8 protein-coding genes are annotated in these 13,601 nt (G+C 46.6%); 5 read left to right on the top strand and 3 right to left on the bottom strand.

Annotated elements, in window-relative coordinates:
- The first annotated feature begins 21 nt into the window (after positions 1-21).
- The 3 genes from A4R26_RS17355 to A4R26_RS17365 are packed head-to-tail and all read left to right on the top strand — an operon-like array spanning position 22 to position 6,431.
- Positions 22-2,307, top strand: coding sequence for a DUF5682 family protein (locus A4R26_RS17355; RefSeq protein WP_081165571.1), 2,286 nt, complete (start codon positions 22-24; stop codon positions 2,305-2,307).
- 3 nt (positions 2,308-2,310) lie between these two features.
- Entirely contained in the window at positions 2,311-3,453 is a 1,143-nt protein-coding gene (locus A4R26_RS17360; protein ID WP_081165573.1) for a VWA domain-containing protein, read from the top strand.
- Positions 3,454-3,488: 35 nt separating this feature from the next.
- On the top strand, positions 3,489-6,431 hold the full coding sequence (locus tag A4R26_RS17365; RefSeq protein ID WP_081165575.1) for a DUF4132 domain-containing protein: 2,943 nt from the start codon (positions 3,489-3,491) through the stop codon (positions 6,429-6,431).
- Between the two features lie 234 nt (positions 6,432-6,665).
- On the opposite strand, the gene A4R26_RS17370 is transcribed toward A4R26_RS17365, so the two are convergent.
- Genes A4R26_RS17370 through A4R26_RS17380 form a run of 3 tightly spaced genes read right to left on the bottom strand, consistent with a single transcriptional unit; the run spans position 6,666 to position 11,537 of the window.
- Positions 6,666-8,933, bottom strand: coding sequence for a hypothetical protein (locus A4R26_RS17370; RefSeq protein WP_133054719.1), 2,268 nt, complete (start codon positions 8,931-8,933; stop codon positions 6,666-6,668).
- Positions 8,890-9,900 carry a hypothetical protein gene (locus A4R26_RS17375; protein ID WP_081165579.1) on the bottom strand — a complete coding sequence of 337 codons (1,011 nt, stop codon included), beginning with the start codon at positions 9,898-9,900 and terminating at the stop codon, positions 8,890-8,892. The genes A4R26_RS17370 and A4R26_RS17375 overlap by 44 nt, the downstream gene beginning before the upstream one ends.
- 44 nt (positions 9,901-9,944) lie before the next feature.
- Positions 9,945-11,537: a class I SAM-dependent methyltransferase gene (locus A4R26_RS17380; protein WP_081166309.1), complete on the bottom strand. Its 1,593-nt coding sequence runs from the start codon at positions 11,535-11,537 to the stop codon at positions 9,945-9,947.
- A 76-nt stretch (positions 11,538-11,613) separates the two neighbouring features.
- Between A4R26_RS17380 and A4R26_RS17385 the strand changes: the two genes are divergently transcribed.
- Together A4R26_RS17385 and A4R26_RS17390 are read left to right on the top strand one after the other, a co-directional pair.
- On the top strand, positions 11,614-12,306 hold the full coding sequence (locus A4R26_RS17385) for an NUDIX hydrolase (protein ID WP_081165581.1): 693 nt from the start codon (positions 11,614-11,616) through the stop codon (positions 12,304-12,306).
- Positions 12,307-12,677: 371 nt separating this feature from the next.
- Complete coding sequence (locus A4R26_RS17390) at positions 12,678-13,574, top strand: NUDIX domain-containing protein (RefSeq protein ID WP_081165583.1); 897 nt, start codon at positions 12,678-12,680, stop codon at positions 13,572-13,574.
- The last annotated feature ends 27 nt before the right edge of the window (positions 13,575-13,601 follow it).

Genomic DNA, 13,601 nt, shown 5'->3' on the forward strand with positions numbered 1-13,601 from the left:
TTTCACTATTGACCATTCACCATGATTCACATTTTAGGCATACGGCACCATGGTCCCGGTTCGGCAAAGAATGTAAAGGAATTCCTCGAAAAGGTTCAACCCGATATCGTACTGGTAGAAGGGCCGCCCGAGGCAGATCCTTTGCTGAAGTGGGTGAACCATGCAGAGCTGAAACCACCGGTAGCCATACTCGTATATCAGCCCGACGATCCGCAGCATTCATCCTTTTATCCTTTTGCAGAATTCTCGCCCGAGTGGCAGGCCATAGCCTATGCCCGCAGGAACGATATCCATGTGCGGTTCATGGATCTTCCCATGACCCATCATATGGCGCTGGAGAAAGAAACTTTTGAACGCTTAAAGCAGGACGGGGAAAATAAAAAGGAAGGCGAACAGCCCGGTGATGCGGCCCCTTCGGTAAATAATTATGCGTTCCGGAATAATGAAGTGGCGCCGCCGCCCGCGGTAAGGAAAGATCCTATTTCCTGGCTGGCGGAAGCGGCCGGCTACGATGATGGCGAGAAATGGTGGGAGCATATGTTCGAGCATCGCCATGGCAATGAGCAGGTGTTCGATGCCGTAACGGAAGCCATGCAGGTATTGCGTGAGGAGTTCGCGCAAAAAGAAAGCCGCGTAGAACAAATGCGGGAAGCGTGGATGCGCAAGACCATCAGGCAGGCAGAGAAAGAAATGTTTCAGACCATAGCCGTGATCTGCGGCGCCTGGCATGCACCTGCATTGGTGAATATGCCTAAAGCAAAAGACGATAACGAGTTGCTGAAGGGTTTGCCGAAGGTAAAAGTGGAATGCACCTGGATTCCCTGGACGTTCAGCCGCCTGAGTTACTATAGCGGTTATGGCGCCGGTATAGAATCGCCCGGCTGGTACGATCATCTCTGGCATTATCCCAAGGACGACGGTACCCGCTGGATGGCAAAGGTTGCCAAACTGTTCAGGACAAAACAAATGGATACTTCTGTGGCGCATGTGATAGAGGCGGTCAGGCTTGCCGAAACGCTGGCCAGTATGCGCAACTTATACAAGGCGGGTTTGGAAGAGCTGAACGAAGCAACGAAGACCGTGCTCTGCAATGGCGAGGATGTTTTAATGCAGCTCATTCGCGAAGAGCTCATAGTAAGCAACAGAATTGGCGATGTGCCTACGGAAATTCCCAAGCCGCCGTTACAACTCGATATTGAAAGAACGCAAAAAAAATTGCGCCTGCCTGCAACGGCCGACTACAAAGATTACACGCTCGACCTGCGTAAGGAGAATGACCTCGAACGCAGTATTTTCCTGCACCGGTTACAATTGCTCGAAATAAAATGGGGCGAACGGCACGATGTATCGGGGAAAGGTACATTTAAAGAGTTGTGGCGTTTACAGTGGCACCCCGAGATCTCCATCAACATTATTGAAAAAGGCAACTGGGGAAATACCGTCGCTGAAGCGGCAGAGAAATTCGTAATACAAAAAGCAAAGGAAGCAGATGCATTAAGCACGGTGAGCGCCCTGCTCGGGAACACCATTCCGGCCGAACTGCACCAGGCCGTGGAAGTATGTATACAATGTATCAATAACCTGGCCGCAGCCAGCGGCGATGTGATCCAGTTAATGGAAGTGCTGCCCGGCCTGGTTCAGGTTACGCGATATGGCAGCGTTCGAAAGACCGATGCCGACCTGGTGCTGGGCATCGTAAACAGCATGCTCACCCGTATTTGCGTGAGCCTGCCAACGGCCTGCACGGCGGTAAGCGATGATGCCGCGCAAAAACTGCTCGAGCTTTTCTTCAAACTGAACGATGCGGTAAATGTGCTGCAGCAATCAGAGATCACCGCATTATGGCAGCAAACCCTGCGGTCGATAGCTGCGTCGGATAATGCTTCGCCCATGATCTCGGGTTATGCAACACGCCTGCTGGCCGATTATAAATTACTGGAAGGGGATGAATTGGTACGTGTATTTCATTTTTCCATGAGCTCCGGTACCCCGCCCGATAAAGCAGCTTCCTGGCTGGAAGGATTTCTGAAGGGCAGCGGTACCATTCTTCTTATTGATAACGATCTGTGGTGCCTTGTCAATAACTGGGTAGATACACTCGATGAAGAAACCTTTACCAGGGTATTGCCTTTATTGCGCAGAACCTTTGCCGGTTTTTCTTCACCCGAAAGAAAAAAGATCGGCGAGAAAGTGAAAGCAGGCGGCAGCGGCGCTGTTGTAAAACAGGTGGCGGAAAATGCCATCGATGAAGAACGGGCTAAACAGGGCATTCCGGTTATAATGCAATTGTTAGGCATAAAAAATTAAACAATGATCAACGACGAACGACATCTTCACAAATGGCGCCTCATCCTCGGCGGCCAGCAAAACGACGGCACCGGTGCTTCGTTGAGTGAGCGCGAATTGCAAATGGATAAAACCCTCGAGGCGTTGTACGATAGTAACCGCCAGGGCGGGCTGGGGCCTTCATCGCCCAACGTGGCGCGCTGGCTGGGCGATATTCGTACCTTCTTTCCTTCTTCTATTGTACAGGTAATGCAACAGGATGCATTGAACCGGCTGAACCTTACCCAGATGTTGTTTGAAAAAGAAATGCTCGAGAATGTAGAACCCGATATACACCTGGTGGCAACCCTGATGACGTTGAGCAAGGTGATTCCCGATAAAACAAAAGATACCGCCCGTTTGGTAGTGCGTAAAGTAGTGGATGAATTAATACGCAAGCTGGCGCAGCCAACGCAACAGGCCATCATTGGCAGTGTGAACAGAAGTACTCGCAACCGGCGGCCAAGGCACAATGAAATAAACTGGCATGCTACCATTCAGAAAAACCTGAAACACTATCAACCCGAATATAAAACGGTGATCCCCGAAACGAAGATCGGTTATGGCCGGAAGCGTACATCGTTAAAAGATGTAGTGCTATGTATCGATCAGAGCGGATCGATGGGTACGTCTGTCGTTTATTCCGGTATTTTCGGTTCGGTGATGGCTTCTATTCCGGCCATTAAAACCAAAATGGTGGTGTTCGATACCGCCGTTTCAGATCTTACCGAAGAACTGACCGATCCCGTTGAGTTATTGTTCGGCGTGCAATTGGGTGGTGGTACCGATATCAATCTGGCGCTTACCTATTGCAAACAAATAATTACAAAACCGAACGATACCGTGCTGGTATTGATCACCGATCTGTACGAAGGCGGCGATGTAGATAAAATGCGTAAACGCGCCGTTGAAATGGTGGCTGCCGGTGTGCAGGTTGTGGTGTTGCTGGCGTTGAACGATGAAGGCGCACCCTTTTATGATCATAACAACGCACAGTTCTTATCGAACCTCGGCATACCGGTATTCGCCTGTACGCCCGATAAATTTCCCGACCTGATGGCTGCAGCGCTTAGCAAACAGGATATTGGCCTGTGGGCGGCAAAAGAAGATCTGGTGTTGAAAAAGTAACCTTGTTAAATAACTAATCAGAATTGTTACCCCCTATGGCATTTACTATTGAACAACTGCAGCCCTTTAAAGCGAAAGTCGATTTCTCATACAACAGTTCAACCTTTCAGAATAACCTTGCATTGGTAATTGCTTATTTAACCGGCGATGCCAATGCGCTGGCAGGTGTTGCCACCTGCTATGATAACGGACATTTCAGGAACCTGTCTATGCTGGTAAAACAGCCGGGCCAGTGGGATCATAATGATCAGTTGGTACTGGATGTTGTTGCCCACTCTTTACTGGGGCCGGGCGTATTAAATGGTTTTGCCGAAATGATAGCGCAAAAAGTTGATGCGTCAGGAACGGAACAGGACTGGAATAGCTTAATAGGTTTTTGGGAAAAACATCTTCCGTTGATCGGGATTTTTCAGTCGTTGCTGCATGCCAACGGGGGAATATATGACCAGGAGAAAAGAACTGTCAAAAACACCCTGACTGTAAAATGGCTTAAAGCGTTTTTCATTACTGCGGATAAAACAGCGGTGACAACGCTTTTCAAACAATACAGCCGGGCACAATTCAGTCGTGATCTGCTGGGGCTGCTCATCGAGTGCCATCCATCGCTTGTAGATCTTTATTTGCAACAGAACCTCGAAGACGGACAGTTTTTAAATATTACGGTTGTTTATTGGGCGCTGAAGTATGATTCAGGAAAATACCTAGCCTACGTTATTGAAAAGATCAGGAGCCATTATAGCCATCTTAAAAACCGCGAGAGCGTAGAGAACCGATTCAACACCTTGTGGTTGTTGCAATCGGAAAATCCGGAGCCGGTAAAGGAATTGCTGGCCCAGGCTGCCAATGATTACCTGGCGCTGTACGTTTCAATTGATGACAAAGGCTGGGAACACAGGATCAGGGTTCAGGGCGATTCATCCGAATTCAGCGTAGTGGCTACAACCGTTTTACTGGAAGCGGACCCTGCAGCAGTAAAAGATAAGTTATGGGATATTATACAACAGACGAAATATTTGCCCTTTGCCCTGCTTGCCATTTTAGCCGACAACTTCAAAGCGGAGGCTTTCCCTTTCGTTTCAAAAGCCTTACAGGCAGATGTGTCGATCGGGGGCGTGCGATATCATAAAAAACTGCTTGAATTGCTTGAGCATTCCTACAAAGACAAATACAATGATGCTTTGTGGGAACTGGTGCAGCACAAATCTAAACAAATAAGGCAGCTGGCCATACAGGCGCTGGGTGCAGATGATAGTGGTGTAGAGAAATGCGCGGCATTGCTGAACCATAAAAGTGCCGACGCCCGGCAAGCTGCCGCACAGATCTTAGGCATGATAGGTACGCCCGAAGCGAAGACCGTTTTACAAAAAGCAATTGCCGGCGAAAAGAATGATGATGCCCGCGATATAATGCTGCAGGTGGTGGCTGAAGGAATTTATGATGAGGCCGGTGATGAAATGATAGCGCAATTGATCGAAGACGCGCGTAACCGTGGAAAACTGGCCAAACCACTGGAAGAATGGCTTACCGAAGCGGAACTGCCTACGCTGTATTATGCAAATGGAACACAATTGAGCAAGGATGAAATTCGCTTTTTGTTATACCGCATGAACCGGGTAAAAACCATGCGTTCCGACCTGGAGGCCAGGTTGATCATCGACCGGCTCGATAAAGAAAAGGCGGCGGAATTTGCCTTGCATCTCATAAAGCTGTTTATCGATAAGAATACCAAACCCGAACATAAATACCTGCTGGCGTTGTCGGCCCTGTTGGGTAATGAAGCGGTGGCCGAAAAAATTAGGATAACCATCGATAAATGGATTGACGATAGCCGGTTCAAAATGGCGGAGTATGGGGTAGGCGCGCTGGCGCTGCAGGGAAGCAACAAAGCATTGCGCTGGGTTGAACTGTACAGCCGCAAGTACAAAACCAAAAAGGCCAATGTGGGCGCTGCAGCATTGGCGGCGCTGGAGGCCGCCGCCGAAGAACTGAACATTACGGTGTATGAGCTCGGCGATAGAATTGTGCCCGATTTTGGCTTTGAAGGATTGTTCAGGGAGTTTGACGTCGACGGTGAAAATTACCGCGCGTTTATTGACAGCAATTTTAAAATAGCTTTCTTTAACGACGACAATAAAAAGCTGAAGGCCATTCCTGCCAGTGCGGATAGCGAATTAAAGGAAGCGTTCAAAGCCATTGCAAAGGAGGTGCGGGATGTGGTGAAATCACAGTCATCGCGGCTTGAGCATTACCTGGTGGTTCAACGCCGCTGGAATAAAGCGCAATGGGAACAATTCTTTTTAACCAACCCGGTGATGTTTATTTATGCCACCAAACTGGTTTGGGGTATTTATGATAAAAATGTACTGAAACAATGTTTTTATTGCCAGGAAGACACAACGCTGGTTGATGTGGAAGACAATGAGATCTTGATAGAGGAGGCCGCCCAAATAGGTATTGTACATCCGTTGCAACTGCCGGAAAGCGAGTTGAAACAATGGCAGCGTAAGTTTTTCGATCTTTCCGTGGAGCCGGTATTCTCACAGCTCGACCGCAAAATTTATCCAATGACGCCTGAAGATAAACAGGTGACCATAATACAAACTTTTAATGGCATTAAAACAGAATCAGGTTCTATAAAAACTACCCTTGAAAGATATGGATGGCGCAAAGGCCCTACCGGCGATGGCGGCACTATAGATACGTTTTTTAAGGACGATCATGCCGGTAATTTAATGGCGGTGCTGGAAGTGGAAGGCGTGTCTGTTTCGGGTTTTGATTCAGATTATGATCCTAAGCTGGGAATGCTCTATTTCAGGAACAGGCCAAAAGAGCGGAAAGCCTGGGTAACGCATCCCAAAGATGATAAAGATCCGGTGCTGATACCCCTGGGCAATTTGCCTGAAGTGTTTTATTCCGAAGTGATGACGGGCGTTAAAGCCATCAAAGTGCATACTGTAAAGGATGAGGTTGCGCAATAAAGGTGGGTTATAGTATACGTTTAACATCTTCATTTAAAATTATTGTGGCTATCATGAATTGCATGATAGCCATTTTTTGTTTTCATGACAGGCAGCTTTAAGATCATTACAGGTATTCTGCTTTTCATTTTTTGCCACTTTTATATCCTTTCGACATTAAAAAAGGGCCCCGATGCACCGGAGCCCTTTTAAGCGGCAAAATATTGGTTTAGTTATATGTTGAAATGGCTGTAACTATTTTTGCGACCATGTTCTGAAATACCCGCACTCCCTGATCGCTTCCTGGTAAAATTTTGTGGTTTTATATTGTTTCAGTGATTTGAAACCGTCCCACGCCAGGTAGTCGGCCAGGTTGGCCCTGTCGCCGTAATGATATTCCTTTTTGTTGTAAAGGTTCGTGTTGTAATACTTATTCCGCTCGCATTTGGCCAGCATAAAATAACATTTTGCTTTCTGCTCATCCGTTTTGGCGGCATTCAATGCCTGCGTATAATATTTAGTGGGCAGGCTCATATCTATCAATAATGACCTGAATTGCTGGTCGATGGCGAATGGGGAATAGTGGTATGAGCCAATGATCTGGTTCTCATAAAAAGCGCGGGCATTGCCATAATGTGTCATGTTGTAAAACGCATTGGCCACCAGCATGGCATTGGTATATACCTCGGCTCCGCCGGCTTTTATTTTATCTTCCATTTCTTTCATTTTTTTAAGCAATGAAAGTTTGGTGTATTTAATTTTTTGCGCGGCTTCATGATCGCAGTCGTGGCAATCCTGTAAACGGCCGTTAAAAGGGTTGCCGGGGAGGGTGGTATTGGTTGCCGGCAGGGTTTCCATTTTGGCAATAGCCTCCTCCAGGTTATCGTGCAGCGCCAGAGCGATGGCCTGGTACTCTACCAGGTTGTTGGCAGTAAGCGGGTATAGTTTAGCGTACAGCGCTTCATAAGGCGTTTTGTTGGTTTTGGCGAGGAAGGTCTTCATTGCTTCTATATTGTTATTGTCAACATAAAAGTTTTGGTAATTACTGAAACAAACCGCCTTTATATATTCCTTCTGGGTTTTATACCGGTTGCTCAGCGTTTGCCGTACCCAGCTCAAAGCAGATTGATGTCTGAATGCACCGTCTTCGAGTTTAATACCGGTTAACCATTCGAGTTCAGGTAAAATAGTTTTTTCGAGCTTGCTATCGGCTTTTGTTGCGCTTGCAATGATGTTTATTAGTTTAAGCAATCTCAGTTGCGACTGCGCCAGTTCTTCTTTTGGTAACTTTTTTTCTGCCTGTGCATAAGCGGCTGCGGCCTTTTCCGTATTGCCTTTCAGCATATTTAAATATCCCAGGGCCGTATGCCATTTCCAGGGCTGGCTGGTGTTGCCGGCCTGTGCAACGCGGGTTACCAGGGCGAACAGGCTGCTGTTAACGGTATCTTTCTTTATTGCCAGTATACTACCTTGTATGCCCTCATTATAATCATTGAAATTTTGTTCCGTTTTGTTAATGGCGCGGGTTAACAGCAGATCGAGTTTTTCGCTGCGCGGGTTCAATGCATATATTTCCTGCATGGCGCGCACTTCGTCGGCGTAATAGATGCCCAGCATTTGCCAGAGCGTTGCTTTTTCATCATTATTCGCGGCGAGGGCAAGGGTGGCGGTCCAGTCGGCCTGCTCCTGCGGGTTAAAACTGTAATGGGCAACCGTGCGTAAAGCTGTACAGCTATCGAACACCCGGCTGTAATAATAATTGGCCTTGCTGAAATTCTTTAATTTATTATATACACCGGCGGCATAGGCCATGGTGCGGTAATACATGTCGTTTTTAGGGAACGATTTTTCATTGTTTTCGAAGAGATCGATCGCTTTTTGCGAAGGCCCGTTGAAGAAATAAGAACGCTCGAGCTGGAACCAGTACCGTTGTTTCAGGAAGGCATCTGTTGTTTTGGTGAATTCCTGCAATAGTTTGCTGTTCAGCGGGGCGGCGTTAAAGCTGGTATTTTTTTTCTTTGAGTCGTATTCCCAGGAATACTCAAAATTATTTACCGCAAATGCCTCGCTTTTTTTCGCCAACGATAAGTAAGACAGAAAGGAAGTTGTTTTAGTGTTAAGTTTTTTAAACAACTGGAACGATTTCATGCCCGATGGGAGTGATTTCGTTTTGCCGTTGGCAAAATCGGCTGCGCTGTCGATAGCTGTTTCAGTAGCGGTTTGCAACAGGTGTTCGAGTTCAGTGCGGCGTGTGCCACTGCCTAAGTAAGTTAACCAGTCGCTGATATTTACATCGTTAAAGCGGTTGTCGTGTTTTGTGTCGTACCCGATATCATAATAGAACGAGGTGCCTGAATAAAAAAAGGGCCTGTAACTGTCGTCGCTCACAAAGGCTTCGGGCGTAAAGCTCGATGTGCCGTATTCAGGCCCCCAGTCGCCTGCACAGGCTAAAATTATTCCGGTGCCTGCGGCAAAGGAACTAATTAAGGTTGTCAAGTGCTTTTTCGAAAATAGCTGTTTCATATTGAACGAGGTTAGTGCTGTCAAGATCGTAGAAGATCAGTTTGCCAATGCGGTGATTGGAATTTTTATTGATTTGGTTAGTTATGTCTATGAGATCGCTGGCCGGTACCTGCTCTTTTTTTACCTGGTCATTTTCTTTGAAATAGTACCCTGCTTTAAAACAGGCATGTTTTACCTGGTACCGGTCGCTGCTTACTTTTATGAAATTAGAATCATTTTCAAACTGCGGGAAATTAATTTTATTCAGCAGTTGCACCACTTTCCCCTCGCGTATGGTAAGCGCCCACGAAAAAACCGGTAGCGCTACATCGAGGGGTAGGGGATACGATTTTATGTAAGCGTTGTATTTACCGGCAATCGATTTTTCGTAAATGCTATTGTTATTATCGCCATTGATGGCGCCCATGTTGTAATACATCAATACGCCGTAATCGACCGGCGGCACACCGGTTATGTCTTTATACTTCACCTGGTGCAGGCGGATGGTGGAAGAAATAATTTGTTCGCCAAGGGCGCGATATTGTTTTATGAACTGAAAGAAATGAACGCGTGTGCGTTCCGTCCAGTCGCAATCGAACTGAATTTGCTGGGTGCTGATGCCCTGTGACCTGTTTATTTGAGCCACCAGCGCAAATACATTTCTGGCAAGCGTTGGAATATCGGCAGTTGTCAGGCGCTCGAATGTCCGGTTCCTTATAAATATAACAGGAATGATCCTATAGTGCCTGATAGACGTATCTGCCTGTAATGGAGAAACGGGCACCGGTTGCTGGTCTCCGGGTTTAAAGTCAACATCAAAATAACGCACGTACAGGGTCTTTACCTCATGTTGCTGTAATACGTTTCTTTCATAATTATTCAGCGCAAACTGTGTTTTCCAGTAATAGAACGACAACGGTTTCTTCTGATGCCGGCATGCGGCAGTCAATACCAATAAGAATAAAATGGGCGGCCAATACTTTTTCATCACCTTGTAAGGGGTTATACAATTGCAGGCCGAAGATAAGCGTGTTATGCTTTTACACCAATCAAAAACATAGTGGTTACTGGGTAATCTAGCGGTTCGGGAATGCCGTTCTTGGTTGTAAACAATGCTGCTTTGCCTTTCCAGCGGTTGTTTACTATCCATTCATTGGTAAATGCTTTTGACGAAGGGTGAATGGTAAACCCTGCTGTTTGCAGGTGTGTTTTCCATTCTGAAAAATCCCAAAAGCAGAAAGTTTCGTGCATTTCACTTTGCCAGTTGTCGGTATAATCTTTCCGGCTCAGGAATTCCATGGCATCGTGCAAACTGGTAATAACGTAATTCTTTTTGTTGATGGTGGTAGTTGAATACTTCAGCACATAACCTTCTTTGTGCCTGAAATCACGGGCAAAGCGCAGAAAGCGCGCATAGGTCGACAGGCCGGAAATATAAGCGGCAAATTCCTGTTTATCGGCGTACACTTTAAAAGGATCGGTGTTGTCGCCATCCGAATCGTTTAACCACAGGTGAACGATCCGGTCTTTATTGTCGGGGCCAACCACATCGCGATTTACCCAAACGCCGCCGGGCGCCAGTTCGTCATAGCGGTTTTGTATGAATTGCAACAGGTCGTTGCGGCTGCCATACGATTCAATTTCATGGGTAAGCGAAGAGGTGTGAATGGTGTTCATGGAGTTGGGCTCAAAAACCAGTCCGGTTACCGCATTTTTTTGCGAGAAGAAAACAAAGGGGTTGGCAAACTCGCCGTTCTCTTTTCGCTGCTGGCATAATACATACAAATAACGCGAGACTTCGATACCATAAAAATCTGATTCCCGCAGGCGTTCATCTTTACAGGCCAGTTTTATCCACGAGCCTACTGCGCAGCCAATATCACCAATACGGCCGGGTTGGATGAACTGTGCCGTATCGTGGTATTTCATTTCGGCAATATCATCCATTTGTCGAACGTAAACATTGTAGTCGCGGGTTTCGGTAAGGTCGCCATCGCTGCTGATCATGGCGTCTCTGAACAGCATTTGTACTTTTTCGCCTCTTTTATATTTCTGCCATACGTTGAATGCGGCAGGGTGCATATGCGTTTGTACGTAAGGGTCGGTTTGCCATTGATCGCTTTTGGCAATTTGTTCAACCACATCCCAGGGCATGGGCGTATGGTGCTGCCAGGTGGCCATATCTTTCAGTTCCGCCGGCAGAATGGTAAAACCAAGATCGTGATACATATTCAGTACGGGGGTAGAACAGATCACAACGGTATTTTCGGGTGTGCATTGGAACAGCCCTTCACTGTCGTGGTGAATGCGTTTAAGCGTGTATGCGGCAAAATTCGGCACCTGTCCAACATCGTCGATGCCATACATATAAGTTGGGGCGGAAAGCGCATTGCCAAACGCCTCGATAGTGATAGCCCGCAGGTAAAATGGTAGGGGGTTTCGGCGGGTATTCGAATGGTTGGCCGAGGTTACGGCAAACAATACCGCTTCAATTTTTTTTGTAATACCAGTGGGTTTGCCAAATACGTCTTTCTCGTTCTGAAGGCCGTTTTGAAGCAGCCGCTGAATATATTCAAACTGAAATTGGGTAAGCAACTGGTGGCGGCCGGGAATCAACAGGTACATGGAACTGATTTGCCTTAAAGATACAGTTTGCGGTGGATAGGTTGGTACTACGGCCGAAAGTTTTATATTGCAGGCCATGTCAGTATCCGGTTCAGAAATAAAAGTAGCAGTAGATGCCATCGTTTTCGGGTATTCCAAGAATGAAGGTGTATCCATTTTGCTTATTCAGCGGAAATATCCGCCGTTCAAGAATGCCTGGGCCATTCCCGGTGGTTTTGTGCTGGCCGATGAGTCGCTGGAAGAAGCGGTGCGCAGGGAATTAAGGGAGGAAACGGGCATCGAGGTGAATTATCTCGAACAACTGTATACTTTTGGCGATCCCGATCGCGACCCGCGTAAACGGGTGATCTCCATTGCCTATTTTGCATTGGTTAAAAGCGCCCGGTTCCAGCAGTTAAAGGCAAGCACCGATGCCGAAAATGCGCAATGGTTCAATTTCAAACAACTGCCATCACTGGCGTTCGATCATAGAAAAATTCTTAACATGGCCATAGAGCGGGTGCGCACCAAGATCCGCTACCAGCCTATCGGGTTCGAACTGCTCGATCGTAAATTTCCCTTCGCCGATCTGGAAAAACTCTATATAGCTTTACTTGACCGCGATATAGACCGGCGCAACTTCTACAAAAAAGTGATGGCCCTCGGCATTCTCGATGAAACCGACGAATACGCCAAAAGCGAAGGCAAGGGCCGTCCCAGCAAAATGTACCAGTTCAATAAAAAACGCTACCAGGAACTGTTGAAGGAAGGGATCAATTTTGAGATATAGGCGATTAGTTGACGGGTTAACAGGTTGACGAGTTAACAAGGTTGGCCAGATAATAAGTAGTGGGTTACAGGTTGGCAGATCAGCGGCTTAACAGGTTGGCGGGTTAATTAGTTGACGGGTTAATAAGTTGGCGGATTAACAAGGTTGGCCAGATAATAAGTAGTGGGTCACAGGTTGGCAGAACAGCGGCTAACAGGTTGGCGGGTTAACAGGTTTTTAATCTAAGTCCTTCGTTTTCAATTCTTCTTTTGTTCCAATTCTCCTCTTTATTTTTTCATACTCCCTTAAAAGAACATTTATTTTGCGTAGTATTCACGCAAAATTTGGATATTCCGGAACTCCGTTCTATATTTGCGTATAATTAACGCAAAATGAAAGCAACTGGTGTTATTATAGCAAGATTTCAGACCCCGTACCTGCACGAAGGGCATAAGTATTTGTTAGATGAAATTCGTTCCAAACACAATAAAGTAGTGGTGGTTTTGGGTATTTCGCCGGTAAAAGGCAGTCGCCGCAACCCATTCGATTTTTATACACGCGAACGTTTGTTAAAACAATACGCACCCGACCTGATGGTATTGCCGTTGAGCGATCACCCTTCCGATGAAACGTGGAGCAAAAATCTCGATGCCTTGTTGCAAAATACCTTTCCGCTTGAATCGTTTATTTTATACGGCAGCCGCGAGTGTTTTATTCCCTATTACAACGGGCATTTACAGGTTATTGCACTGCCGGAATATGGAGAACATTCCGCCACCGCCATCAGGAACGACAATAGCGACAGAGTGCTCGATACAACCGATTTCAGAATGGGCATCAACTATGCTTATCAGAACACGTATTCAAAAGTATATCCCACGGTTGATATAGCGGTTTTGAAAGATGGGGATGCACAGGTATTGCTGGGTAAAAAAAGCAATTCACCCAAATGGCGTTTCCCCGGTGGTTTTGCCGACCCAACTGATGATACGTATGAAACCGCGGCACGCCGCGAGTTACAGGAAGAATGCGGTGATATGGAGGTAAATACCATGCAATATGTAGGTTCTGCCAAAATAGATGACTGGCGTTATCGTTCTGAAGATGATAAGATACTTACCTTGTTGTTCAAAACCCAATGGGTGTTTGGGCAGGCAAAGGCAAATGACGATCTGAAAGAGCTGGCCTGGTTCCCGGTAAAAGAACTTAAAAACATGATGCAACAGGGAACGATCGTAAAAGAGCACCATGTTTTGGTAAACCTGTTATTGAATAACCTGAACGCATAATTTCACAGCACCCGTAATAACCCTTAC

Origin of the sequence: Niastella populi (assembly GCF_002078015.1) — a bacterium.
Lineage (GTDB): Bacteria > Bacteroidota > Bacteroidia > Chitinophagales > Chitinophagaceae > Niastella > Niastella populi.